20 protein-coding genes are annotated in these 24,595 nt (G+C 72.6%); 6 read left to right on the forward strand and 14 right to left on the reverse strand.

All coding sequences use genetic code 11. From position 1 onward, the window contains the following. Window positions 1-12: 12 nt before the first annotated feature. The 6 genes from ACWCSU_RS06190 to ACWCSU_RS06215 form a co-directional block, all read right to left on the reverse strand. Window positions 13-2,043: an ABC transporter ATP-binding protein gene (locus tag ACWCSU_RS06190; protein ID WP_357698607.1), complete on the reverse strand. Its 2,031-nt coding sequence runs from the start codon at window positions 2,041-2,043 to the stop codon at window positions 13-15. Beyond that, entirely contained in the window at window positions 2,040-2,939 is a 900-nt protein-coding gene (locus ACWCSU_RS06195) for an ABC transporter permease (protein ID WP_449934760.1), read from the reverse strand. Before ACWCSU_RS06195 ends, ACWCSU_RS06190 begins: the two co-directional genes overlap by 4 nt. Next, window positions 2,939-3,922 (reverse strand): ABC transporter permease, encoded by a 984-nt coding sequence (locus ACWCSU_RS06200; RefSeq protein WP_364090709.1) that lies wholly within the window; start codon window positions 3,920-3,922, stop codon window positions 2,939-2,941. The genes ACWCSU_RS06195 and ACWCSU_RS06200 overlap by 1 nt, the downstream gene beginning before the upstream one ends. Before the next feature lie 83 nt (window positions 3,923-4,005). Beyond that, window positions 4,006-6,354 (reverse strand): AAA family ATPase, encoded by a 2,349-nt coding sequence (locus ACWCSU_RS06205; RefSeq protein ID WP_357698602.1) that lies wholly within the window; start codon window positions 6,352-6,354, stop codon window positions 4,006-4,008. Window positions 6,355-6,418: 64 nt separating this feature from the next. Continuing rightward, a complete protein-coding gene (locus ACWCSU_RS06210) occupies window positions 6,419-7,315 on the reverse strand; it encodes a haloalkane dehalogenase (protein WP_449933927.1) in 897 nt (298 codons plus the stop codon). 15 nt (window positions 7,316-7,330) lie between these two features. After that, window positions 7,331-9,070 (reverse strand): hypothetical protein, encoded by a 1,740-nt coding sequence (locus tag ACWCSU_RS06215; RefSeq protein ID WP_449933929.1) that lies wholly within the window; start codon window positions 9,068-9,070, stop codon window positions 7,331-7,333. Window positions 9,071-9,316: 246 nt separating this feature from the next. Between ACWCSU_RS06215 and ACWCSU_RS06220 the strand changes: the two genes are divergently transcribed. Next, window positions 9,317-10,846: an MFS transporter gene (locus tag ACWCSU_RS06220; protein WP_357698595.1), complete on the forward strand. Its 1,530-nt coding sequence runs from the start codon at window positions 9,317-9,319 to the stop codon at window positions 10,844-10,846. A gap of 35 nt (window positions 10,847-10,881) precedes the next feature. Then, window positions 10,882-11,574: a DoxX family protein gene (locus tag ACWCSU_RS06225; RefSeq protein ID WP_357698592.1), complete on the forward strand. Its 693-nt coding sequence runs from the start codon at window positions 10,882-10,884 to the stop codon at window positions 11,572-11,574. On the opposite strand, the gene ACWCSU_RS06230 is transcribed toward ACWCSU_RS06225, so the two are convergent. Together ACWCSU_RS06230 and sthA are read right to left on the reverse strand one after the other, a co-directional pair. Beyond that, complete coding sequence (locus tag ACWCSU_RS06230) at window positions 11,560-12,498, reverse strand: DMT family transporter (protein WP_449933931.1); 939 nt, start codon at window positions 12,496-12,498, stop codon at window positions 11,560-11,562. The two genes, ACWCSU_RS06225 and ACWCSU_RS06230, sit on opposite strands and share 15 nt — an antisense overlap. Window positions 12,499-12,549: 51 nt before the next feature. Then, window positions 12,550-13,953 (reverse strand): Si-specific NAD(P)(+) transhydrogenase, encoded by a 1,404-nt coding sequence (sthA, locus tag ACWCSU_RS06235; protein ID WP_449933934.1) that lies wholly within the window; start codon window positions 13,951-13,953, stop codon window positions 12,550-12,552. Window positions 13,954-14,013: 60 nt separating this feature from the next. Here sthA and ACWCSU_RS06240 point away from each other — a divergent pair, with 60 nt between their 5' ends. Then, entirely contained in the window at window positions 14,014-14,829 is an 816-nt protein-coding gene (locus tag ACWCSU_RS06240) for a PhzF family phenazine biosynthesis protein (RefSeq protein ID WP_449933936.1), read from the forward strand. Here the strand turns inward: ACWCSU_RS06240 and ACWCSU_RS06245 are convergent. The 6 genes from ACWCSU_RS06245 to ACWCSU_RS06270 all read right to left on the reverse strand — a co-directional run bounded on the left by ACWCSU_RS06245 (window position 14,807) and on the right by ACWCSU_RS06270 (window position 19,660). Next, window positions 14,807-15,640 carry a 5-oxoprolinase subunit C family protein gene (locus ACWCSU_RS06245; protein WP_357698584.1) on the reverse strand — a complete coding sequence of 278 codons (834 nt, stop codon included), beginning with the start codon at window positions 15,638-15,640 and terminating at the stop codon, window positions 14,807-14,809. The two genes, ACWCSU_RS06240 and ACWCSU_RS06245, sit on opposite strands and share 23 nt — an antisense overlap. Beyond that, window positions 15,637-16,248 carry a 5-oxoprolinase subunit B family protein gene (locus ACWCSU_RS06250; RefSeq protein WP_449933938.1) on the reverse strand — a complete coding sequence of 204 codons (612 nt, stop codon included), beginning with the start codon at window positions 16,246-16,248 and terminating at the stop codon, window positions 15,637-15,639. Before ACWCSU_RS06250 ends, ACWCSU_RS06245 begins: the two co-directional genes overlap by 4 nt. Continuing rightward, a complete protein-coding gene (locus tag ACWCSU_RS06255) occupies window positions 16,245-17,000 on the reverse strand; it encodes a LamB/YcsF family protein (protein ID WP_449933940.1) in 756 nt (251 codons plus the stop codon). The genes ACWCSU_RS06250 and ACWCSU_RS06255 overlap by 4 nt, the downstream gene beginning before the upstream one ends. A gap of 21 nt (window positions 17,001-17,021) precedes the next feature. Further along, a complete protein-coding gene (locus tag ACWCSU_RS06260; protein ID WP_357698575.1) occupies window positions 17,022-17,792 on the reverse strand; it encodes a thioesterase family protein in 771 nt (256 codons plus the stop codon). Window positions 17,793-17,803: 11 nt separating this feature from the next. Next, window positions 17,804-19,294 carry a hypothetical protein gene (locus tag ACWCSU_RS06265; protein WP_364091049.1) on the reverse strand — a complete coding sequence of 497 codons (1,491 nt, stop codon included), beginning with the start codon at window positions 19,292-19,294 and terminating at the stop codon, window positions 17,804-17,806. Between the two features lie 141 nt (window positions 19,295-19,435). Next, entirely contained in the window at window positions 19,436-19,660 is a 225-nt protein-coding gene (locus tag ACWCSU_RS06270; protein WP_357698572.1) for a hypothetical protein, read from the reverse strand. A gap of 141 nt (window positions 19,661-19,801) precedes the next feature. On the opposite strand from ACWCSU_RS06270, the gene ACWCSU_RS06275 reads away from it, so the two are divergent. From ACWCSU_RS06275 to ACWCSU_RS06285, 3 genes are all read left to right on the forward strand, one after another. Further along, window positions 19,802-20,371, forward strand: a complete 570-nt coding sequence (locus ACWCSU_RS06275; protein WP_449933943.1) for an HhH-GPD-type base excision DNA repair protein — start codon at window positions 19,802-19,804, stop codon at window positions 20,369-20,371. 206 nt (window positions 20,372-20,577) lie between these two features. Then, window positions 20,578-22,668 carry a SpoIIE family protein phosphatase gene (locus ACWCSU_RS06280; RefSeq protein WP_357698567.1) on the forward strand — a complete coding sequence of 697 codons (2,091 nt, stop codon included), beginning with the start codon at window positions 20,578-20,580 and terminating at the stop codon, window positions 22,666-22,668. Between the two features lie 242 nt (window positions 22,669-22,910). Further along, window positions 22,911-24,575, forward strand: a complete 1,665-nt coding sequence (locus tag ACWCSU_RS06285) for an RNA polymerase sigma factor (RefSeq protein ID WP_449933945.1) — start codon at window positions 22,911-22,913, stop codon at window positions 24,573-24,575. The last annotated feature ends 20 nt before the right edge of the window (window positions 24,576-24,595 follow it).

The raw sequence follows: 24,595 nt of genomic DNA on the forward strand, positions 1-24,595 counted from the left end.
ATTCCTCCTGATCTAGACGACGTCGAGCCTCTCGGCGTAATGGCAGGCCGCCCCCTGGTCGTCGGCCACGGGCAGCACCTCCGGCTCGACGCCCACGCACAGCGCGCGCTCGTCGTCGGTGAGCACCGAGCGGAACTTCGGGCACCGGGTGCGGAAGCGGCAGCCCGTCGGAGGGTGGGCCGGACTGGGCAGGTCGCCTTCGAGCAGGATGCGCTCGCGTACGCGCTCACGGGCCGGGTCGGGCAGCGGGATCGCCGACAGCAGGGCCTGCGTGTACGGATGCGCCGGAGCCCCGTAGACCGCGTCGACCTGCCCGATCTCGGCGATCCTGCCCAGGTACATGACCGCCACCCGGTCGGCGATGTAGCGCACCACGGCCAGGTCGTGCGCGACGAACAGGTACGACAGGCCGAGCCTGTCACGCAGCGAGCCCAGCAGGTTGATGACCCCCGCCTGGATCGACACGTCGAGTGCCGAGACCGGCTCGTCCAGCACCAGCAGCCTGGGCTCCAGCGCCAGCGCCCTGGCGATGCCGATGCGCTGCCGCTGCCCGCCGGAGAAGTCCTGTGGGTAGCGGGCGGCGTGCGCCGGGTCGAGGCCGACCAGCGCGAGCAGCTCGCCCACCCGCCGGGCCGGCCGCCGCTGCCCGTGGGTGCGCAGCGGCTCGGCCAGGATGTCGTAGACCGTCATGCGCGGGTCGAGGGAGGCCATCGGGTCCTGGAAGACCACCTGCATGTCCCGCCGGACCGCGGTGCGCTCGGCGCCGTCGAGGCGGGCGGTGTCGCGGCCGAGCACGACCACGCGCCCCTCCTGCGGCGGGACGAGCTCCAGGATCTGGGTGAGCGTGGTGGTCTTGCCGCTGCCCGACTCGCCGACCAGCCCCAGGGTCTCGCCCCGGCGGATGTCGAAGCTGACGCCGGCCACGGCGTGCACCGTGCCGACCCGGCGCTTGAACAGCGCCCCCTTGAGCAGCGGGAAGTCCTTGACCAGGCCGTCGACCTCCAGCACCGTCTGCTCGCCGCGGACCGCGGGCGCGACGGGCTCCAGGGCCGCGTGACGGCCGGGGGCCTCGGGGCGGACGACCTCCCAGCGGATGCACGCCGCCCGGTGGCCCACCCCCACGTCGAACAGCGGAGGCTCGGCCTCGTCGCACGCGTCGATCTTCAGCGGGCAGCGCGGCGCGAACGGGCAGCCCGGCGGCAGCGCGGCGGGGGAGGGCGGGTTCCCGGCGATCGGGACCAGCGGCTGCCGCCCGCCGCGGTCGACCCGCGGGATCGAGGCCAGCAGCCCCGCCGTGTACGGCATGCGCATCCGGTAGTAGATGTCGTCGACGTCGCCCACCTCGACCGGGCGGCCGGCGTACATGACCAGGACCCGGTCGGCGAACCCGGCCACCACGCCGAGATCGTGCGTGATCATGATGATCGCCGCGCCGGTCTCGCGCTGGGCCTTCTTCAGCACCTCCAGCACCTGCGCCTGGATGGTCACGTCGAGCGCGGTGGTGGGCTCGTCGCAGATGATCACGTCGGGATCGTTGGCGATGGCCATCGCGATCATCACGCGCTGCCGCATGCCGCCGGAGAACTCGTGCGGGAAGGCCAGCGCCCGCTCGCTCGGCGACGGGATGCCGACCAGCTCCAGCAGCTCGACGGCCTTGACCGCGGCGTTCTCCTTGCTCACCCGCTGATGGACGCGGACGGCCTCGGCGATCTGGTCGCCCACCCGGTAGACCGGCGTGAGCGCCGACAGGGGGTCCTGGAACACCATCGACACGGTCTTGCCGCGGAAGCGGGTCAGCTCCCGCTCGGGGGCGCCGACCAGCTCCTTGCCGTGCAGGCGCACCGACCCGGTCACCCGGGCGCTCGGCGGCAGCAGGCCCATGACGGCGGCCGAGGTGACCGACTTGCCCGACCCGGACTCGCCCACGATGCCCAGCACCTCACCCGGGCTCACCGAGTAGCTGACCCCGCGCACCGCGCGTACGTCGCCGAAGGACACGTGGAGGTCGCTGACCTCCAGGACCGGGTTCGCCGCGGGCCTCATCGCCGCGCCGCCGGGTCGAAGGCGTCGCGCAGCGCGTCGCCGATGAGGTTGACCGCCAGCACGGTCACCACCAGCAGCCCGGCCACGAACCAGAACGTCCACGGCGCGTAGACCGCCGTGCGCGAGCCGTCGGCGATCAGCGTGCCGAAGGAGACGTCGGGCGGCTGGATGCCGAACCCGAAGTACGACAGCGAGGTCTCGGTCAGGATGGCCGCGCTGACGTTGAGAGTGGCGTCGACGATGAGCAGCGAGGACAGGTTGGGGATCACGTGCCGGAAGATGATCCGCACCGGCGGCACGCCCATGAAGCGGGCGGCCTGGATGTACTCGCGCTCCTTCAGCGAGATCGTCATCCCCCGGACGATCTTCGAGGTCACCATCCACAGGAACAGCGCCAGCATGATCACGAACAGCACCCACTGCCCGGCCCCGAACAGCGGCGACATGATCGCCAGGATGAGGAAGGCGGGCAGCACGAGCAGCAGGTCGGTGATCCAGCTCAGCGCCCGGTCGGTCCAGCCCGGGAAGTAGCCGGAGAAGGCGCCCACCACGGCCGCGACCGCGGTGGAGACCAGCGCCGCCAGCAGGCCCACGATCAGCGACTTCTGCATGCCGCGCAGGGTCACCGCGTAGACGTCGGCGCCCGTCTGGAGCGTTCCGAACCAGTGCTGGGCCGAGGGCGGCTGCAGGAACGCCGTGAAGTCCTTGTCGGTGTAGGACCACCGGCTGAACAGCGGCCCGACGAACGCCAGCAGGAACATCAGCGCCAGCACCGCGAACCCGGCCAGCCCCTGCGGCGAGCGGAAGAAGCGCCCGGCCACCACCCGCAGCCGCGACGGCGCCCGGCCCAGGTCGCCGGTCAGCTCCTCCGCCAGCTCCTCCTCCGAGAGCGTCATCACGCCCGCACCCTCGGATCGAGCGCGGCGTGCAGCAGGTCGGAGGCGAGCGCGGCGCACAGCACGGCCACGGCGGCCAGGAAGGAGATCGCCGCCACGGTGTTGACGTCGTTGGTGAAGATCGAGTTGATCAGCTGCTCGCCCAGCCCGTGCCAGCCGAAGATCTTCTCGGTGAAGGTGGCCCCGGTCAGCAGGCTGCCGAACGTGAAGGCGAAGTAGGTGGCCACCGGGATCAGCGCGGTGCGCAGCGCGTGCCGGGTCAGCGCCTTGCGCCTGCTCAGCCCCTTGGCCCTGGCCGTACGGACGAAGTCGGCGCCGAGCACGTCGAGCATCATGTTGCGCTGGTAGCGGCTGAAGATCGCGACCAGGCCCACGGACAGCGAGATCGTCGGCAGGATCAGGTGTTGCAGCCGGTCGAGCGCGTACCCCCAGAAGCCGGTCTCCAGGCCGGCGCTGTACTCGCCGCTGACGAGCAGCACCTGGCGGCCGAAGACGTTGTCGTTGGCCCAGGCGCCGGCCAGGATCAGCATGTTGGCCAGCACCACCACCGGCACCGCGAGCACGACGAACGACAGGCCCGTCGAGAGCCGGTCGAACCAGCCGTACTGCCTGACCGCCGCGTACGCGCCCACCAGCACCCCCAGCAGGCTCCCGAAGAGCAGCCCCAGGATGACCAGCCGGAAGGTGACCCCCATCCGCCGCCTGAGGTCCTCGTTGACGGGCGAGCCGGTGACCGTCTTGCCGAAGTCGCCGTGCAGCACCCCCGACGCCCACGTGGCGTAGCGCTGCAGCAGCGGGGTCTTGTCGTTGAGGTTGAGCGCGGTGAGCTGGGCGTCGACGACGGCGGGCGGCGGCTTGGGGGTGCGGTCGGCGTAGTTGGAACGCGGGTCGAGCGCCCCGGCGGCCAGCAGGTACGCCAGGCTCGCGGCCACGCCGACCAGCACCACGTAGTTGAGCAGCCTGCGGGCCAGGAACCCCGCCATCGTCCCCCTCCCGGACGCACACGATAGGTAGTCATACTGCTACAGGCGGCAGCATCGTGGCGCGCGGAAATGCCAAAGAGGGGTTAACGTCCGGAAAGTTCGTCCACGGCGGTGCGCACGTCGTCGCTGGTGATCGTCGTGAGGTCGGCGGAGCTGGCCGACCCGCCGCCCGACGCCTGGGCGGCCAGGCGCACGTCGCGGCGCATCGCGGCCCGCTCGAACAGCGACCGGGCGAAGCGGCCGTTGCCCAGGCCGTCGATCAGCCGCTCCTCGCACACCCAGGCGAACACCTCGTCGAGGTCGCGCAGGGCCTGCTCGTCGAAGTTGTCGCCGGCCTTGCCCGCCAGCAGCACCGCGATCTGCGACAGCTCGCGCGGGGAGTAGCTGGGGAAGGCCACGCGCTGGTTGAACCGGCTGGCCAGGCCGGGGTTGGTGGCCAGGAAGGAGTCCATCTCGCGCGGGTAGCCGGCCAGCACGATGACCAGCCGGTCGCGGTCGTCCTCGGCTCGTTTGAGCAGGGTCTGGACGGCCTCCGAGCCGAAGGCGTCGCCGCCCGCGTAGCCGGGGTTGACCAGGCTGTAGGCCTCGTCGATGAACAGCACGCCGCCGAGCGCCCGGTCGACCAGCTCGTTGGTCTTGATCGCGGTGGCGCCGAGGTGCTGGCCGACCAGGTCGGCGCGATGGGCCTCGACGACGTCGGGCCTGGCCAGCAGGCCGAGCGCGGCGAAGACGCGGCCGAGCACCCGCGCGACGGTGGTCTTGCCCGTGCCGGGCGGCCCGGCGAACACGAAGTGGCGCATCTGCGGCGGCGTGGGCAGCCCGCGCTCCTGCCGCATGCGGGCCACCTGGAGCTGGGCGGCGATGGCGTGCACCTGCCGCTTGACCGGCTCCAGACCGGCCATCGTGTCGAGGTCGGCCAGCGCCTCCTCCAGCGTGGGCGTGGCCACGTAGCCGCGGAAGCGGGCGGTCAGCTCCTCGAACGCCTTCGTCACGTCGGGCGTGGTGGTGGTCACCAGGTCCTGTGTGGTCGGGGTGCCGCCGGCGCCCACCACCCGGACGTCCCTGGCCTGCGCGGCGGCCTCGACCAGGCTGCGCACGAACCGGGCGTTGCCCAGCTCGTCGACCAGGCCGCGCCGCTGGACGTCTTCGAAGAGGCCGAGCAGGGCGCGCCCGGTGTCGGGGCCCATCGTGTCGCCCCTGCGCCGCTGGAGCACCTCGGTGATCTCGGCCAGTTCGGGGGCCGAGTAGCTGGGGAAGCGCACGCGGGTGGCGAACCGGCTGGCCAGGCCGGGGTTGCTGGACAGGAACCCGGCCATCTCCTGCTCGTAGCCGGCCAGGATGATGATCAGGCGCTCGCGGTCGTCCTCGGCCCGCTTGAGCAGGGTCTGCACGGCCTCGGCGCCGAACCTGTCGGGCTGACCGTCGGAGGAGTTGACCAGGCCGTAGGCCTCGTCGATGAACAGCACGCCGCCGAGCGCCCGGTCGACCAGCTCGTTGGTCTTGATCGCGGTCGCACCCAGGAACTCGCCCACCAGGTCGGCCCGCTGCGCCTCGACCACGTAGGGGGTCTCCAGCAGGCCGAACGCGTAGAAGATCTTGGCCAGCGCGCGGGCCACGCTGGTCTTGCCGGTGCCCGGCGGGCCGACGAAGACGAAATGCCTGGTCGGGCGTTCGGCGGTGTAGCCGGCCTCGGCCCGCAGCCGGGTGGCCTCGATGGAGGCGGCGATCGAGCGGACCTGCTCCTTGACCGGCGCCAGCCCGATCATGCCCTCCAGTTCGGCCAGCGCGTCCTCGACGGAGATCTGCGGCGGCGCCCCCGCCTTGTCGGCCTGCTGCTCGGGACGGCTCTCGCGGGCGCGCACGCGCACCTGCTGCTCCTCGGCGGACAGCTCGGCCTTGGCCCGGCGCGCCTGGAGGAACCGGTAGACCAGCATGACGACGGCCGCCGCGCAGGCGCCCCAGAGCGCGGCGGCGGCCGACAGGAACGAGAGCCCGAAGGCCAGCACCCCGGCGGGCACGAGCGCCGCCAGCGTGCTCACCCACGGCGTGACCCAGCGGATGAGGTGGGAGGCGGCGGCCACGGGCAGGGCCAGCGCGACCATCGCGTGCAGCGCCATGGATCCGGGCGGGAAACGCCAGGAGAACAGCGGCAGCACCAGCACGACCCAGCCGGCCACGACCAGCGCCGTCGCGGCGGCCCGCGGGAAGCGCATGGTCAGCGCCACGAAGGCGAGCGCCAGCAGGACGAGGGGGAACGTCGTCAGCAGATCCCAGCCGAGCGCCGCGCCCACGCCCATGGCGGCGATGAGCAGCACGGCGTAGAGCACCCGGCGCACGGCCGGGGGAATCTGGAAATATCGCAGCCTCACCTGCTCGAACAGATCCCGCGCCGCGTCCCGCCCCGCGGCCTGGGCCCTGTCGGACTCACGCATCACGCCTCCCCGGTCCGCCCCCGGTTATACCGCACCCGACCGACGATTGGGCGGGCCTGACACGCTAGGTGGAGGTCACGAAACGGGCGATCAAACGTGCGAATTCGGGGCCGGCGTCCTCCTGGAGGAAGTGTCCGGCGCCGGCGATCACCGGATGGGACAGCCCGGCCGTGCCCGCGACGGCCTTGAGCATGATGGGCGCCATGCCGGCGGTGATGGGGTCGCCGTCGGAGAAGGCCACCAGGAACGGGCGGTCGAGCGTCGTGAGGATCTGCCAGGCAGCGCGGTTGGCGGGCGCCGCGGGGTCGTCGGGCGTGACCGGCACGAGACCGGGCATGACACGCGGGCCCGCTTTGTACGACTCGTCCGGGAACGGCGCGTCGTAGGCCGCCCGCACCTCGTCACTGAGCCGCGTCCGGCAGCCGGCCTGGACCAGGCGGGCGATGTCCAGCGTGGGGGCCGCGGCGACGGTGTCCTTGAAGCGGTGCCAGACGTCGGGCATGGGAATGTCACCCGAGGGCAACCCCGTGTTGGCGGCCACGATCCTGGCCACGCGTTCCGGGTGCTCGGCGGCGATGCGCAGCCCGATCAGCCCGCCCCAGTCCTGGCCGACGACGGTGACGCCGTCCAGGCCGAGCGCGTCGAACAGCAGCGCGCGGGTCCACTCCACGTGCCTGGCGTAGGTGTGCTCGGCCGGGTCCACCGGTTTGTCCGAGCGGCCGAAGCCGATCAGGTCGGGGGCGATCGCGCGCAGCCCGGCCGCGGCCAGCTCGCGCATGACGTGGCGGTAGAGGAAGGACCAGCTCGGCTCGCCGTGCAGCAGGACGACCGGCTCGCCGTCCGCGGGGCCCGCCTCGACGTAGGCCATGCGCGGGCCGTCCGGCAGGTCGGCGTGGCGGGGCTCGTAGGGGAAGTCGGGCAGGCCGGCGAAGCGCTCTTCGGGGGTTCGCAGAGTCCGCATAGAACAAAACTCTAGTCACCGTCGCTGGTGCCGGCCGGGGAACTCGCCGACGAGCACCTGCTTGGGGGTGACGCGCAGGACGTCGGGGCCGGGCCGGGCGATGCCCCGTACCTCGACCCAGAACCGCCGTTGCAGCGGGTCGGCCGCGAACACCGCGACGCGCGGGTCGGCCTCGACGCCCTCCCACGCCTCGGGCCCGGCGATCAGCCGCAGCTCGCCGGAGGAGGTGACGGACCCGGCCGCGCCGACGACCCGGGGGCCCATGGGGTCGCCGTAGGCCAGGACGAGGCTCCTGGCGTAGGAGAACGCCTGGCGTACCTCCGAGGGCAGCGCCACCGAGGGCGCGCCGCCCATGGGCAGGTCGCACATGACGAGGGAGGCCCGCCAGGGCCCCGGCGCGCCGCGCCACCACGAGCGCAGGGCGCGCACCGCGTACACCGCCATCGCCGCGCCCAGCGCGCCCAGTCCCACCCGCCAGCCCCAGGCCGACCCCAGCGCGCCCCCCACGGCGCAGCCGAGGGCGGCGAGCGCCACCAGGCAGCCCGCGGCCAGGAGCCACCCGTCGCCCCTGCCGCGGGCGCGCAGCCAGGCCCGCACCATCGGGAACGGCACCGCCACCGCGGCCACCGCGGCCCTGGGCTCGACCGCCAGCGCCCCGCCCACCAGCGGCACCAGCACCGACCAGGTCCTGACGAGGACGATCCACAACGTCACGCCGGCGTTCCTGGCCGCCGTGCGCTCGCCCGGGACGGACCCCAGCTCGGCCAGCGCGGGCAGCGGCCGCCCCCGCCACGCCTCCGCCAGCACCCGCACGACCGCCAGCGCCGGCCACATCAGCACCACGATCCCGGCCAGCCCCGCCCAGACCGGATCCAGCCAGGACGGCGCCGCCGGCACCGCGCCCAGCAGCAGCCAGGCCGCGAACGCCGGCACCGACAGCCCCGCCGACACCACGGCCGCGCCCAGCCAGGGATCACGCCCGGCCATGGCCGGCACGTACGCCCACACCCCCACCCGCCGCGCCTGCCGGACCGTCAGCGGCACCAGCGCGGCCAGCGCGGCGAACCCGCCCGCCCGGGCCCACGCCGCCGCGTCGAGGGCGAGCGCGGCCGCCGCGACGGCGATCACGGCCAGGGCGAGCAGCAGCCTGACCTGGCGGGCCCAGACCTCCAGCGCCCGCCTGGCCCGTCCCGTCTGGCGCGGGTCGACCGGCCAGGCCGGGTCGTGGTGCGGGCGCGGACGGTCCCAGCGCAGCAGGCACAGGGCCAGGTTCACGCGGGCCTGCGGATGGGCCGGTGCCCTGGCCAGCGCGGCGCGGTAGGCCCGCTCGGCCTCCGGATGGTCGTCGCGCAGCAGCGCCAGGTCACCGAGCAGGACCTCGGGATCGGCCTCCTCGGGCGCGAACCGCGCGGCCAGGACGGCGTCGGAGACCGCCTCGGACCAGCGGCCGGGGATCCGGCGGGCGATGGAGGCCAGGCGCACGCGCGCGGACCAGGAGCCGGGTGCGAGGTCCGCCGCGCGCTCGGCCGGGGGAAGGGCGTCGGCGTCGCGGCCCAGGCGCTCGTGGGCCAGGCTGACGAGGCGGTGGGCCCATTCGTCGCCGGGGTCGAGGTCGGCCGCCCGGCGCGCGGCCTCCAACGCCGACTCGGGACGGCCGGCGTTCAGCCTGGTCAGAGCCTCGGTGCACCACTCGCGTGGGGACTTATCGGAAATATCGTCTTTCCCGGCACGTCCATCGTTCCCCACGGCTCCCATGATCCGGCGACGGATGCGCGATGGATAGATACGGACATATTGCTGTATCTCTCTAGAGAGGTGGGGGCTGTCGTGGATCGGCCGATACCGCTATGCCAGGCGCCTGGCATGGCCTAAGCTGCCACGCAAGCCGGAGTGGAGAGCCGCGGCAGAAGAGGGCACGAGATCGCCCCCCGCGAGTTCCGCCGCTTTCGACCATTCTGCAGGTGCAGGCCCAGGTGACCGGATCGGCCTGCGAGGAGGCCCATGACCGTCACACAGGCCGCACCCCTCGTACGGCGTGCCGATCGCCTGCCTCGGGACAACCGCTGGGCCGTCCTCGTCCTGCTCTGCCTGAGCCTGCTGCTGATCACGGTCGACGCCACCGTCCTGCACATCGCGGTGCCCGCGCTCACGGCCGCGCTGGAGCCGTCCGCCGTCCAGCTCCTGTGGATCATCGACATCTACTCGCTCGTCGTCGCGCCGCTGCTCATCGTGTTCGGCACGCTCGGCGACCGCTACGGGCGCAAGCGGCTGGTCCTGGGCGGCTTCGTGCTGTTCGGCCTGGCTTCGGCGGGGGCGGCGTTCGCGCCCACGCCGCTGACCCTGATCCTGGCCAGGGCGCTGCTCGGCGTCGGCGGCGCCATGATCATGCCGGCCACGCTCTCGCTGATCCGCCAGGTCTTCACCGACCGGCGCGAGCGGGCCGTCGCGCTCGGCGTCTGGAGCGCGGTCGCGGCGGCCGGGGCGGCGGTCGGCCCGCTGATCGGCGGCGTGCTGGTCGGCGTCTGGTGGGGCGCGGTCTTCCTGATCAACGTGCCGATCCTGCTGGTGCTGCTGCCCCTGGCCGTCCGGCTGCTGCCGGAGTCGCCGCTGCGCAGGGAACGCCCCTGGGACTCCCCGAGCGCCGTGCTGTCGGTGCTCGGCCTGCTGGCCCTGGCCTTCGGGCTGAAGGAGGCCGGGTCGGGGAGCCTGCTGCCGTTCTGGGCCTCGGTGCTGGTGTTCCTCGCGGGGGCGGGGCTGCTGGTCGCGTTCGTACGCCGCCAGTCCCGCCTGCCGGCGCCACTGCTGGAGCTGGCCCTGTTCCGGCGGCGCGAGTTCACCACCGGCGTGGCCGGCGTGCTGCTGGGCGTGTTCGCGCTGGTCGGCCTCCAGCTCATGCTGGCCCAGTACCTCCAGCTCGTGCTGGGCGACAGCCCGCTGCGCGCGGCGGTCAGGATGTTGCCGCTGGTGCTGTCGGCGATCACCGGCGGGCTCGCGGCGGCCCACCTCCTGCCCAGGATCGGCATGCGCGCCACCATGAGCGGCGGCCTCGGGCTCGTCGCGCTGGCCCTGACGCCCACGCTCGGCTGGGGCGTCGAGGGCCATCCCGTGATGCTGGCGGTCTGCTTCGTGGGCATCGGGTTCGGCGTGCAGGTGGCGCTGCTGGCCGCCTCCGACACGATCATGTCCTCGGTCCCCGAGTCCCGCGCCGGCGGGGCCGCGGCCATCGAGGAGACCGCGTACGAGCTGGGCGCGGGCCTCGGCGTCGCCGTACTCGGCACGATCACCACGATCGCCTACGCGCCCGCGCTGCCCGCCGTGCCCGGAGTGTCCGCGGGCGGCATGGACCAGGCGCGGCAGTCGCTGGCCGGAGCCGCCCACGTCGCCCGCGAGATCGGCGGCAGCACCGGCGACGCGCTGCTCGACGCCGCACGCTGGGCCTTCGTCAACGCCCTGCACACGACCGTGGTCGTGAGCGTCGTCCTGCTGAGCCTGACCGCCGTCGCGGTGGCCATGCTGCTCAGCCGTGATTGAGGTGTGCCATGGCCCGATCAGGGCAGACAAGTACCGTGAAACAGGCCCTGCGTGATGTCGCCGCCTTAGTCGCCCGCGTCGGGGTGGGCGGCATCTTCTTCGCCAACGGCTGGACCAAGCTGGAGGACGGGCTCACCGCCACCGGCGCGAAGTTCCTCCAGCAGGGCGCCCCGGCACCCGGCGCATGGGCCACGGTCACCATGCTCACCGAGCTGATCGGCGGCGCGCTGCTGATCGCCGGGCTGGGCGTCGCCGTCACCGGGCTGATCCTGTTCGCCGAGGCGCTCGGCGTCTTCCTGGTCGCCCCGCCGCTCAACCCCATCAGCCTGAACGAGCTGATCCTCCTCGGAACGGCCTCCATCCTGCTCGCCGTCGTGGGCGCGGGGCGGCTGTCGGTCGACCACATGGTCGTGATCCGCAGGCGGGAGTCGGAGGCGGCCGACGAGTTCGCCGCCGACGCCGAGGCCGACCGGGTGCTCGCCTCGCTGCGCGACTCCGACGCGCCCGCGCGGCAGTCGAAGCCGGCCGAGGACGCCGCGCCGCGGGCCGAGGACGTCCCCTCGCCCATGGCGGACACCGCGCCGCACCCCCGGCCCCGTACGCGGCCCGTCAAGCCGCCGGCGGCCGAGGAGCCCGCGCCCGATCCGGCGCCGGTCCCGGGCGACACGCTGGTGGCCGGCCGCAAGAAGCCCGCGCCCCGAGGCCGCCGTCCCTCATCGGAGGGCTGAGCGGGCGGGCACGCGCAGCGCGCCCTGGGTGAGCGCGATGGCCAGCAGGATGACCAGCGCGCCCACCGGCTGGTTCCAGGTGATCGTCTCGTCGAGCAGCAGCACGCCCGAGATCACCGCGAACACCGGCAGCAGGTACGTCACCGTCGAGGTCGTCGTCACGCCCGCCATGGTCTGCACCCGGTACAGCAGCAGGTAGGCCACGCCCGTGCCGAGCCCGCCGAGGCCCAGCATGCTCCACCAGACCTCGACGGGCGCCGCGGTGTCCACCAGCGGCACGCCCGCCACCAGCGTGATCACCGCGAGCTGGGCCGCGCCCGTCAGGAGCTGCCCGGCGGCCAGCACCACCGGCGGCTCGGGACGCCGCCCGGTGATGAACCGCCCCATGTACGCCCCGCCGATCCCGTAGCAGAGCGCCGCGCCGAAGCAGGCCAGGCTGCCGCCGAGCTGCCCGCCCGCCATGGGCTGCCACACCCCGAGCACCACCATGACGCCCGCGAACCCGAGGCCGAGCCCGGCCGCCCGCGCGGCGGTCGCCCGTTCGGCGCGCAGCACCAGGGTGAAGGCCAGCGTGCACAGGGGCGTGGTGGCGTTCCAGATGGCGGCGACGACCGAGGAGACGTACTGCTCGCCGTAGGCGAACAGGGTGAAGGGCAGCGTGGTGAGCACGACGGAGGCGATCTGGAAGTGCCCCCACAGCCGCGGGTCGCGGGGGAGCGCTCGCCGGGTGACCGCGAGCGCGATCAGCAGGGTGGCCGCGCCGACCGCCATGCGGCCGAACGACACCTGCAGCGGATGCAGCGCCCCCACCGCGATCTTGATGAAGAAGAAACTGTTGCCCCAGATGGCGGCCAGCAGCAGGAACGCGGGCAACCACCTCCCCGCGGCCTCGCTGCGCACGTACGCCTCCCGTAGATGAACCACCGAGGAGCGTAGCGACCAGGACCGACATTTCTGAAATGTGCGGGGATAAGGTCACGTGTCGGCCGTGAGCCGGGCCACCACCCGCATCTTGTTCATCGCGTCCAGCGCCGCCACCTTGTACGACTCCGCCAGCGTCGGATAGTTGAACACCGCGTTGACCAGGTAGTCGACGGTCCCGCCGCAGCCCATCACGGTCTGGCCGATGTGCACCAGCTCGGTCGCGCCCGTGCCGAACACGTGCACGCCCAGCAGCCGCCGGTCCTCGGAGGAGACCAGCAGCTTGAGCATCCCGTACGAGTCGCCGATGATCTGCCCCCTGGCCAGCTCCCGGTAACGCGAGATGCCCACCTCGAACGGGATCCGGTCGCGGGTCAGCTCGTCCTCCGACTTCCCGACGAAGCTGATCTCCGGGATGGTGTAGATGCCGATGGGCGGCAGCTCCCGCAGCTCCTCCACGGGCTCCCCGCAGGCGTGCTGGGCGGCCACCCGGCCCTGCTCCATCGAGGTGGCGGCCAGCGCGGGGAAGCCGATCACGTCCCCGACCGCGTAGATGTGCGGCACGGCCGTGGCGTAGTGCTCGTCCACCCGGATCCTGCCGCGGTCGTCGGCGGCCAGCCCGGCGGCCTCCAGGTTCAGCTCGGCCGTCCTGCCCTGGCGGCCCGCCGAGTACATGACGCAGTCGGCGGGGATGCGCTTGCCGCTCTCCAGCAGGGTCAGCGCGCCGCGCGGGCGGCGTTCGACGGCGGCGACGTGCTCGCCGAACCGGAAGGTCACCGCCAGGTCGCGCAGGTGGTACTTGAGCGCCTCCACGATCTCCAGGTCGCAGAACTCCAGCATGCGCTCACGCCGTTCGACCACGGTCACCTTGGTGCCGAGGGCGGCGAACATGGAGGCGTACTCGATGCCGATGACCCCCGCGCCGACGACCACCATGGTCTCGGGCACCCGGTCCAGGTGCAGGATCGCGTCGGAGTCGATGACCGTGCGCTCGTCGAACTGCACGCTGTCCGGGCGGGCGGGGGAGGTGCCGGTGGCGATCACGATCCGGTCCGCGGTGACCTTGCGCTCCTCCTCGCCCCTGATCCCGACGGTGTGCGGGTCGAGGAAGCGTCCGGTGCCGGGCAGGACCGTGACGTGGTTGCGGGCGAGCTGGCTGCGGATCACCTGGACCTCGCGGCCGATCACGTGCTGGGTGCGCATCCCGAGGTCGGCGACCGTGATCTCGTCCTTGACGCGGTAGCTGGCGCCGTACAGCTCGCGCTGGTTCAGGCCCGTGAGGTAGAGGACCGCCTCGCGCAGCGTCTTGGAGGGGATCGTGCCGGTGTTGATGCAGACGCCGCCGATCATGTTCCGCTTCTCGACGACGGCCACCCGCCTGCCCAGCTTCGCCGCCGCGATGGCCGCCTTCTGCCCGCCGGGACCGGAACCGAGCACCAACACGTCGTAGTCCGCCACAGGGTCCAGTGTGGGCGCGCAGGGGTTACCGGCGGAAGCCCCGTCGGCGAGACTGCGCGTATGCAACGTGCATTCCGTCAGGTCGACGTGTTCACCTCCGTCCCCTATCGCGGCAACCCGCTCGCGGTCGTGCTCGACGGCCAGGGGCTGGACACCGAGGAGATGCAGCGCTTCGCCGCCTGGACGAACCTGTCCGAGACGACGTTCGTGCTGCCGCCGACCGTGCCCGAGGCCGACTACCGGGTCCGGATCTTCACCGGGAGCGGCGAGCTGCCGTTCGCCGGGCACCCGACGCTGGGCACCTGCCACGCCTGGCTGGAGGCGGGCGGGCGGCCGCGCGACGAGGCGCAGGTCGTCCAGGAGTGCGGCGCCGGGCTGATCCGGGTGCGCAGGACCGACGAGGGGCTCGCCTTCGCCGCCCCCGAACTGGTGCGGTCGGGGCCCGTGGAGGAGGAGCTCGCCGAGCGCCTCGCCGAGAGCCTGCGCATCGGACGCGACCGCATGCTGGCCGTCGAGTGGGCCGACAACGGGCCCGGCTGGGTGGTCGTGCTGCTGGCCGCCGCCGAGGAGGTGCTGGAGCTGCGGCCGGGCGTGATCGAGCACATGGTCGGCGTGGCCGGGCCGTGCCGGGAGGGCTCGCCGTACGCCTACGAGGTGCGCGTCTTCGCCCCCGACGTCGAGGACCCGGTGACCGGCAGCCTGCACGCGTCGCTGGCCCAGTTCCTGCTGCGTACGGGACGGGTGAAGGCGCCGTACACGGCGGGCCAGGGGACCACGCTCGGCCGGGCGGGGCGTGTGCGCGTCACCGCCGACGAGCGGGACGTGTGGGTCGGCGGGGCGGTGGTCACCTGCGTCAGCGGCCGGGTCGCGTTGTGAAGCGCACCTCGTCGCCGGGCCGGAGCTGCGCCGCGACCGGCAGGTCGGCCTGCCGCACCACCGCGATCACCGGGTAGCCGCCCGTGGGCGGGTGGTCGGCGAGGAACACGATCGGCTGCCCGTCCGGCGGCACCTGCACCGCCCCGGCGACCATGCCCTCGCTCGGCAGCTCGCCCTGCCTGGCCCGCGCGAGCCCGGGCCCGCGCAGCCGCACCCCGACGCGGTTGCTGTCCTGGCTCACCGCGTACGGCCCCCCGCACAGCGCCTCCAGCGCCCCCGGGACGAACCAGTCGTCCCGCGGCCCGGCGAGCACCCGCAGCACGGCCGGCGCGGGCCCCGGCGGCGGCGCCAGGTCCACCGAGATGTCCTCGACGGCGAACCCGCCCACCGGCAGCAGCGTCCCGGCCCGCAGCGGCTCGGGGCCGAGCCCCGACAACGAGTCGGTCGACCGGCTGCCCAGCACCGGCTCGACCGCGATCCCGCCGCGCACCGCCACGTACGTGCGCAGCCCCCACTCCGGCGCCTCCAGCCGCAGCTCGCCCCCCGGCGGCACCCAGAACGGCACCCCCATCCGCGCCCCCGCCGGAGCGCCGGTCAGCGCCGCCCACGCCCCCTCGCGGAAGCGCAGCCGCGCCTGGCCGAACGTCACCTCGACGCCCGCCGCGTCCTCCCGGTTGCCCACCAGCCGGTTGGCCAGCCGCAGGCTCGGCGCGTCGGCCGCCCCCGAGCGCGGCACCCCCAGGTGGGCGTGGCCGGGCCGGCCCAGATCCTGGACGGTCGCGTACGGGCCCGGCGCGATCACCTCGATCATGCTCGCTCGAACCGCACGCGCATCCCCGGCCGGAACAGCGACGGCGGATCGGCCGACACGTCCCACACCCGCGTGGTCGTGCGCCCCAGCAGCCGCCACCCCCCGGGCGAGGCGGTCGGGTAGACCGCCGAGTACGGCCCCGCGACCGCCACCGACCCGGCCGGCACCGACGTGCGCGGCGTGTCGAGCCGCGGCAGCTCCAGCACCGGGTCGAGCCCGGTCAGATAGGCGAACCCCGGGGCGAACCCCAGCCACCCGACCACCAGCTCGCGTCCGGTGTGCCGGGCGACCACCTCCTCGGCCGAGATCCCGGCCAGCGACGCGACGGAATCGAGATCGGCCCCGTCATAGACGACCGGAATCGTCACCACCGGCCCGGCCACGGCACCCCCTGGCGGCCCGCCCGCCTGCCCGGCGACGGCCGCCAGCCGGGCCCGCAACCGCTCCCGGTCCGCGCCGGGAGCCACCACGAGCACGGTCTCCGGCCCCGGCACGATCTCCACGACCCCTTCGGGCCGGTCGGCGCGCAGGGCCGCGTCCAGCCGGTGGGAGGCCGCCAGTGACCCGGTCTCGACGAGCAGCGCGTGCTCTCCCGCCGTACGGATCACGCGAACGCCTGCAGGACCACTCCGGCCGCCAGCAGGTCGTTGCGCACCGCACGGGCCAGCCCGACGGCGTCAGGCGTGTCTCCGTGGACGCACAGCGAACGGGCGGAGACGGACACCGGACTGCCGTCGACGGCCGCCACGGAGCCTTCCAGGGCCATCTGGCGGGCCCGCGCGGTCACCGCCGCCGCGTCGTGGATGACCGCCCCCGGCTCCCGCCGCGAGACCAGCGCCCCCGCCGCCGTGTACGCCCGGTCCGCGAACGCCTCGCTCACCGTCGGGACGCCCTCCGCCGCGGCCACCTCGTGCACCACCGACACCGGCAGCGTCAGCACCGGCAGCGAGGGGTCGTAGTCGGCGACCGCGTCGATCACCGCCGCCGCCTGCTCCTTGTCGCGGCAGATGCGGTTGTACAGGGCGCCGTGCGGCTTGACGTAGGACACCCGGCCGCCCATCGCCCTGGCGATGCCGTCGACGGCGGCGAGCTGGTAGAGCACCTCGGCGCACAGCTCCTCGGGCTCGACCTCCATCTCCCTGCGGCCGAAGTGGGCCAGGTCGCGGTAGGACACCTGCGCGCCGATCGACACGCCGCGGTCGACGGCCGCCGCGCACGTGCGCCTGATCGTCACGGGGTCGCCCGCGTGGAAGCCGCAGGCGACGTTCGCGCTGGTGACGATGTCGAGCAGCGCGAGGTCGTCGCCGAGCCGCCAGATGCCGAAACCCTCACCGAGGTCGGCGTTGAGGTCGATCGCCATCCCCCCATCATGGCGGCAGCGCTACCTCGGCGCGACGAACAACGTCTGAGTCGCCGCACCGACTTCGCCGCGCTCGTCGTACAGGGTGGTCCGGGTCAGGCCGCGGCCGGACGGGCCGATCGCGGTGGCCGCGTCCATGCAGGTCCACTCGCCGACCGGGGTGCGGAACAGCGAGATCGTCAGGTCGACGTTGACGAACAGGTGGGTGGCGAAGTCGACGGCCGGGCTCACGCCGTTGCCGCTGTCGGCGAACGCGGCCAGCCGCTCGAACGGGGTGATCTCCTCGCCCTCCACCAGCGGCACGGTCAGCCTGCCCCACACCGTGGCCGGGCCGGTCAGCATCGGGCCGCCGGCGGCGAACCGCCAGTCGAACGCCCTGCCGTAGCCGAAGCCCGACACCAGGTAGGACTCCGCGTGCTCGGGCGAGGGCGGCGGCACGGGCGCGGGCGGCTGCGCGGCCGGGGTGGCGGGCGTGTCCGTCTCGCGGATGCGCCACGCGGTGGCCCTGGCGTACTCCCGCCCGCCGGACAGCACGGCCGCCGACAGGCACTGCACCCGCTTGCCGTCGCGGACGACGTCGGTGACGACCTCCAGCTCGGCGACGGGGACCGGGGCGAACACGTCGACCGCCAGCCTGGACAGCGCCAGGCCGGGCCGCGGCGCGGTGCGGTCGAGCTCGTGCGCGATCAGCGCGGCCACCGGGCCCATGTGCTGGGTGCCCGGGTCCCACGGCCCCTGGGTGTGCTCGGAGGCCAGATATCGCCCATGGGCCAGCCTGCGGTACATCGACATGGGGACGAACTCTAGATCTCGTCGGGGATGTCGGCGATGTCGTCGAGCGCCGCGGCCAGCTCGTCGGGGTCGCCGCCGATGCGCTCGGCGATCTCGATCAGCACGTGGAGCACGTCGTGGCGGTCGTGGCCGAGGTCGAGCAGGCGCTGGGCGGCCTCCCACAGCTGCGGCGGGTCGCCGTCCCACAGCCGGGTCGCGATCTCCTCGTGCCAGGCCAGGTGCTCCTGGTCGATCACGCCGTCGTGGTCGATCTCGAGTAACGTGCGCCGGTCGGCCTCGTCGGCCGGGTTGAGCCGGTCGAGGTCGATCCCGTTGTGCCGGCCCTGCAGATACGGGAACGCGAACACCCGCCTGGCCAGCGCCGACAGGTCGCCGTCGGGCAGCAGCCGCTCCAGCAGCGGCCGGTCGAGCCCGAACGACGTCGGGTCGCGGTAGGCCTCGGGGAATTTGCCCGTGGCCTCCCACACCGCGTCGAGCGTGGCCTTGAGCCCCTGCTCGGGCAGCCCGGTGCGGCGCGCGGCGAAGCGCACCCACGCCGACAGCACGTGCGGCATCGCCTCCTGCTCGGCCACGCTCAGCATCACCTTGCGCGGCAGCCAGTCGAGCAGGAACGTCTCGCACTTGGTCGGGCTGACCCGCAGCGGCCGGTTGAAGTCGCGCTCGCAGCCGTAGTCGATGATGTGGTCGGCGCAGCGCGAGGCCGCCGACGGGTCCGACAGGTGCTCGGCCGCGTCGGAGGCGAGGAACTCGGCGGCCAGCATGGCCCGCCGCTCGCGGCTGTAGGGCGCCTCGATGTGCAGCGGCGCCGGACGCTTGCGGCCCGGCGGCAGCGCCTTGAGCCGGGCCCGGGCGAAGGCGTGGTAGGCGCTGTAGCTCTCGCTCACCGGCGGCGGCGTCTTGGGCTCCCTGGTGGCCTTCATGGCCGACTCCAGCAGCGCCCTGGCCTGCTCGGGCTGGATCTCCTCGAACAGCAGCATCGGGTTGCCCGCCGCCTCGGCCCTGGCCTGCTCCAGCAGGTTGTCGACGTGCGAGGACACCCACGCGTCGCGGGCCATCCCGCTCATGTTGTGGTCGACGACCACGACCAGCGCGTGCCGGTCGCTGGGCACCGATGCCTCGTTCCAGCGGTAGGCGAACGTGCAGATCACCGTGTCCTGGTCGCCGTAGGCGTCGCGGGAGACGTAGCAGCCGGTGGGCTTGACCGCGCCGACCTTGTCGGCCCATCCGGGCCTGGCCACGCCCGACTCCATCATCGCCAGCGCCGCGCCCTCGGCCTTGGCGCCCTGGCGGGCGGTGCCCAGGTAGGCCAGGCACACCAGCAGCGTCAGGGAGGCCGGGGTGCCGGCCTTGGCCGCGTAGTCGACCAGGCCCTCACCGAGGACCTGCTCCACGTCACCGCCCCTGACCCGCCTGCCCCACCAGGCCCCGATCATGTCTGAGACCATCAGCTCCGCGTCGAGAGGGCTGCGCACCGCGAGCAGCTCGCGGGCCGCCTGCACCATCTCCTGGAACACGTCGTCGGGCGGGCTGCTCTCCCGGGGATCTCGTCGGTGTCGGCGCACGCCCTCACTCTCTCGTATTCCAGGCGCAAACGGCGAAGAGAACTCGGCCTGGTGACCCCGATGTTATCGGTGGAACCGCGATCAGCGGGGACTTCGGGGCGGCGGGGCGGAGTTCACGATGGCGAGCAGGTGCTCGCGGGCGATGCGTTCCACGACCTCGGGCGTGGCCGGGACGCCGAGATGCTCGGCGCACGCGCACACGTCGGCCACGCACCGGTCGATGGTGTCCACGGGTACGGTCAGGAACTCTTCGGCCAGCCGGAGACTGACCGGCTCCTTGAGGAAGCGTGTGGCCAGAGCGAGCATAGATGTGAGATTCCTCTGGAGACCCGGGAGCAAACCCCCAGGAACGTATGCAGGGTGACTTGCGATCCCATTTCATCTTTTCTCGGCCTTGTGTCAAGGCTCTGCGGCGCCTGTGTTCGCTTCTCGTGCAAAGCTGTTTCCATGCGCATCCAGCTCGTCCAGCGGGACGAGGCAGACGAGCTCCTCGGCCGCAGCCCGCTCGCCCTGCTCGTCGGCATGCTGCTCGACCAGCAGATTCCCATGGAGTGGGCGTTCACTGGGCCGTACACCATCTCGGAGCGGCTGGGGCACGACCTGACCGCCGAGGAGATCGCCGCCTGCGATCCCGAGGCGTTCGCCGCGCTCCTCGCGCAGAAGCCGGCCGTGCACCGCTACCCCAAGTCGATGGCCGCCCGCGTCCAGCAGCTAGCGGCCTACCTCGTCGAACACTACGACGGGCGGCCCGAGGGCATCTGGAGCGACGCGGCCGACGGGAAAGACTTGTTGAAACGACTGCAGGCCCTTCCGGGATACGGCAAGCAGAAGGCCCAGATCTTTTTGGCATTGCTGGGCAAGCAGCTGGGGGTCCAGCCGTCAGGCTGGCGTGAGGCGGCCGGACTCTACGGCGAGGAGGGGTCATACCGATCGGTCGCCGACGTGGTCGACACCGACAGCCTGGGCCGGGTGCGCGCCGCCAAGCAGGAGGCCAAGCGCGCGGCCAAGGGCGAGTAACCTGATCTTGCTGCGCAATGTGGAGCGACTTTGACAGGATGCGTTGACCCTTATGGCGACCGGGCGGCGGCGGGGGCTTCCGTCAGCGCATGCCCATCGCCGATGATGTACTGCAGAATCCGGTCGCCCGGAGCTGCGCTACGCCGATACACAGTTATGGAGATGTGCCGCGTGGGAGACCCTGGCACGCGACGGAGGTGCCGACCATGAGCGCCGAGACCTCCGTTCCCCGTCCCCGGGAGTCGGATGTGGACATCTCAGACTCCGCCCTGTTCAAGGGCATGCTGTCGGAGGCCGAGTTCGCCTTCGCGTTCTTCGACGGCGATGGCCGCGTCCAGCGGGTCAACGACGTGTTCAGCGACGTCGTCAGCGTGCCCGCAGAGCGCCTGGTGGGCCGTGCGCCGATCGAGGTGCTGGCGGCCGACCTGAGCCAGATCATCACCCACGCCGTCCAGGCCGTCATCGAGAGCGACGCCCCGGTCACCGAGGGCCGCGTGCGGGTGCGCTCCGCCGAGGGCGACACCCGCCACTGGTCGTTGTCGTTCTCGCCGGTCCACGACGAGGCGGGCGAGCTGCGCGCCATCGCGCTGGTGGGCCTCGACGTGACCGAGAGCAGGCAGACCGAGGAGGCGCTGCGCCGCAGCGAGGAGCGCTACCGCTCGCTGGTCGAGGCGCAGTCCCAGCTCGTCTGGATCACCTCGCCCACGGGCGCCGTCGTCGAGGACGCGCCCCAGTGGCGCGCGATCACCGGCCAGGGGCTGGAGGAGTACCTCGCCAACGGCTGGCTGGAGGTCGTCCACCCCGAGGAGCGCCAGCAGACCGAGGAGGCCTGGCGCGAGGCGCTGCGCGGCCGCACGATGTTCGAGTGGAACTACCGGGTCCGCACCCGGGCCAGCGGCTACCGCCACTTCGAGGTGCGCGCGGTGCCGATCATCAGGCACGGCAGGGTCGTGGAGTGGGTCGGCGCCAACACCGACGTCACCCCGCAGCGCGAGGCCGAGGAGATGCGCGGCAGGCTGACCGACCAGCTCGGCGCCGCCGCCCTGCGCACCGCCCGGCTCCAGGGCGCCACGGCCCAGCTCGCCGAGGCCCTCACGGTCGAGCAGGTCGTCCAGGTCATCATCGACGTCGGCCGCACCGCCCTGGCCGCCGACCGCTCGGCCGTGGCGCTGCTCGACACCGACCGCGCCGCGCTCAAGCTGGTCAACGGCGAGGGCATCCCCGAGGTCCAGGGCTCGGGCGACGAGATCCCGTTGTCGCACTCCAACGTCATGACGATGGCCGTCAACAGCCGCCGTCCGGTCTTCGCCGAGTCGCCCGAGTCGCTGAAGGCCCAGTTGCTGGAGGCGGGCGACGACGAGGAGGCCCTGGCCGGCTTCATCAGCCAGGGCGACGAGCGGGCCTGGGTGGGCCTGCCGCTGCTGGCCGCCGGCCGGGCGCTCGGCGCGCTGCGCTTCTCGTTCACGCGCCCGCAGAAGATCTCCCAGGAGGACGGCGTCTTCCTGGAGGCGCTGGCCGGGCAGTGCGCCCTGGCCGTCGAGCGGGCCACGCTCTTCGAGCGCGAGCACCGCACCGCCGAGACGCTGCAGCGCAGCCTGCTGCCCGACCGCCTGCCCGTGGTCAAGGGCCTGGTGCTGGCCCAGCGCTTCCGTTCGGGCAGCCGCCACGTCCAGGTCGGCGGCGACTGGTACGACGCGTTCGTCCTGCAGGACGGCCGGGTCGCGGCCGTCGTCGGCGACGTCATGGGCAAGGGCGTCAAGGCCGCGGCGGGCATGGGCCGCATCCGCAACGCCATGCGGGCGCTGGCGCTCACCAACCCGCCGCCCGCGGCCGTGCTCACCGGCCTCGACCGGGTCTTCGAGGCCACGGAAGAGGAGGAGCAGGTCACGACGCTGGCCTACATGGTGGTCGAGCCGGTCACCGGCGAGGGCACGCTGGCCATGGCCGGCCACCCGCCGCCCGTCCTCGTCTCGCCCCAGGGCACGGCGATCCTGTGCGACGCCGAGCCCGGCACGCCGCTGGGCTGGCCCACCAGCCGCCGGCAGTTCCGGTTCGTGGTGCCCCCGGGACACACCGCAGTGCTCTACTCAGACGGTCTCGTGGAGAACAGGAAGCGAGGGCTTGACGCCGGTCTCGCAGAGATTTGCAGTGTTGTGACCGAAGCGCCGCCTGAGGTGGTGAGTAGTCCTCACATGTTGCTGGACTTCCTGGTTGACCGGATGTTGTCGGGATATGAACAGGATGATGACGTTACCGCGCTCGCAATTCACGTTCCGCCGGCCACGAAGAGTGACTGAATGAAACAGTCATAACGGTTGCTTTCGGGTATCAGTGCCCCGCTTACGTACGCACTACTGTCTTGGTCGGCCTAGGGTGGAGGACAACCGCCGGGAGGTGGCCGTATGGAGTGCGGGGTCGTGCCACAATGCTGTGTCGGGTCCGTCGCGCTTCGCACGGCCTCACCGATCTCCGAGAGAGGCAACAGCCCCCAGCGGGCATCTGGGTCCATTGTCGCCACGCGTTCGTTCGAGAGGTGTTCGTGTCGCCTGCAAGTTCGACTCGCTCGAAGCCACAAGAGCTGAACGAGCCCGTCATTCAGCGACTGCTCGAGCGTGGGCGCTCGCAGGGTTTCCTCGAGTCTGAGGATGTCCGTCAGGCCTTCGAGGAGGCGGACATCCCCATGTCGCACGCCGCCGCGTTCTTGCGGAACCTCAGCAAAGAGGGCGTGACCGTGGTGGTGACCGCCGCGGATTCGGCTGCGCCGAAGAAGTCTCGTGGTCCAGCAAAGCGCCGCACCGCTGCCCCCGTCAAGACCAAGACGGCAGCGGCCGCCAAAGAGCAGCAGCCCGAGACCGTGACCGCGGTCGTGGGCGCCGCTGAGGCCGAGCCGGCCAAGAAGCCGGCCCCGGCCAAGAAGGCCGCTCCCGCTCCGAAGAAGGCGGCTCCGGCCGCCGCCAAGAAGGCCAAGCCAGAAGTCAGCGCTGGGCCTGCCGAGACCAAGCCGAAGGCACCCGAGGGCGTCAAGGCGACCGACGCGGACGACGACGATCTCGAGCTCGACGGCGACGTGGAGCTGGAGGACCTCGAGGACATCGAGGTCGACGACATCGTGGCCGAGGACGACTCCGACTCCGAGGGTGACTCCGACTCCGACTCCGACGACGACTCCGACGACGAGCCCAAGGCCGCCGACGTCGCCGCCGCCACCGTGGACAAGACCGAGGACGAGGTCCTCATCCTGTCCGACGACGACGACGACGCCCCGGTCGCCCAGGTGGCCGCCGCCGGCGCCACCGCCGACCCGGTGAAGGACTACCTCAAGCAGATCGGCAAGGTCCCTCTGCTCAACGCCGAGCAGGAGGTCGAGCTGGCCAAGCGCATCGAGGCGGGCCTGTTCGCCGAGGAGCAGCTCGGCGGCGGCGAGACCGAGAGCCTGCCGGTCGACGTCCGGGCCGAGCTCGAATGGATCGCCGAAGACGGCCGCCGGGCCAAGAACCACCTGCTGGAGGCCAACCTCCGGCTCGTGGTCTCGCTGGCCAAGCGCTACACCGGGCGCGGCATGCTGTTCCTCGACCTGATCCAGGAGGGCAACCTCGGCCTGATCAGGGCCGTGGAGAAGTTCGACTACACCAAGGGCTACAAGTTCTCCACCTACGCCACGTGGTGGATCCGGCAGGCGATCACGCGTGCCATGGCCGACCAGGCGCGGACCATCCGCATCCCGGTCCACATGGTCGAAGTGATCAACAAGCTGGCCCGCGTCCAGCGACAGATGCTGCAGGACCTCGGCCGCGAGCCCACGCCGGAGGAGCTGGCCCGCGAGCTGGACATGACGCCCGAGAAGGTCGTCGAGGTCCAGAAGTACGGCCGCGAGCCCATCTCCCTCCACACCCCGCTGGGTGAGGAGGGCGACAGCGAGTTCGGTGACCTCATCGAGGACTCCGAGGCCATCGTGCCGGCCGACGCCGTCAGCTTCACGCTGCTGCAGGAGCAGCTGCACTCCGTTCTCGACACGTTGTCGGAGCGGGAGGCGGGCGTCGTGTCCATGCGGTTCGGCCTCACCGACGGGCAGCCGAAGACGCTCGACGAGATCGGCAAGGTTTACGGGGTCACCCGTGAGCGCATCCGCCAGATCGAGTCGAAGACCATGTCCAAGCTGCGTCACCCGTCCCGGTCCCAGGTCCTGCGCGACTACCTGGACTAGGAGCCACCTCGTCGATCGCC

The sequence above is a fragment of the Nonomuraea sp. NPDC001699 genome, from assembly GCF_053596455.1.

Coding starts and splice junctions, on each gene's coding strand:
- ACWCSU_RS06190 (WP_357698607.1), bottom strand. CDS start 2,043: ATGAGGCCCGCGGCGAACCCGGTCCTGGAGGTCAGCGACCTCCACGTG.
- ACWCSU_RS06195 (WP_449934760.1), bottom strand. CDS start 2,939: ATGACGCTCTCGGAGGAGGAGCTGGCGGAGGAGCTGACCGGCGACCTG.
- ACWCSU_RS06200 (WP_364090709.1), bottom strand. CDS start 3,922: ATGGCGGGGTTCCTGGCCCGCAGGCTGCTCAACTACGTGGTGCTGGTC.
- ACWCSU_RS06205 (WP_357698602.1), bottom strand. CDS start 6,354: ATGCGTGAGTCCGACAGGGCCCAGGCCGCGGGGCGGGACGCGGCGCGG.
- ACWCSU_RS06210 (WP_449933927.1), bottom strand. CDS start 7,315: ATGCGGACTCTGCGAACCCCCGAAGAGCGCTTCGCCGGCCTGCCCGAC.
- ACWCSU_RS06215 (WP_449933929.1), bottom strand. CDS start 9,070: ATGGGAGCCGTGGGGAACGATGGACGTGCCGGGAAAGACGATATTTCC.
- ACWCSU_RS06220 (WP_357698595.1), top strand. CDS start 9,317: ATGACCGTCACACAGGCCGCACCCCTCGTACGGCGTGCCGATCGCCTG.
- ACWCSU_RS06240 (WP_449933936.1), top strand. CDS start 14,014: ATGCAACGTGCATTCCGTCAGGTCGACGTGTTCACCTCCGTCCCCTAT.
- ACWCSU_RS06245 (WP_357698584.1), bottom strand. CDS start 15,640: ATGATCGAGGTGATCGCGCCGGGCCCGTACGCGACCGTCCAGGATCTG.
- ACWCSU_RS06255 (WP_449933940.1), bottom strand. CDS start 17,000: ATGGCGATCGACCTCAACGCCGACCTCGGTGAGGGTTTCGGCATCTGG.
- ACWCSU_RS06260 (WP_357698575.1), bottom strand. CDS start 17,792: ATGTCGATGTACCGCAGGCTGGCCCATGGGCGATATCTGGCCTCCGAG.
- ACWCSU_RS06265 (WP_364091049.1), bottom strand. CDS start 19,294: ATGGTGCAGGCGGCCCGCGAGCTGCTCGCGGTGCGCAGCCCTCTCGAC.
- ACWCSU_RS06270 (WP_357698572.1), bottom strand. CDS start 19,660: ATGCTCGCTCTGGCCACACGCTTCCTCAAGGAGCCGGTCAGTCTCCGG.
- ACWCSU_RS06275 (WP_449933943.1), top strand. CDS start 19,802: ATGCGCATCCAGCTCGTCCAGCGGGACGAGGCAGACGAGCTCCTCGGC.
- ACWCSU_RS06280 (WP_357698567.1), top strand. CDS start 20,578: ATGAGCGCCGAGACCTCCGTTCCCCGTCCCCGGGAGTCGGATGTGGAC.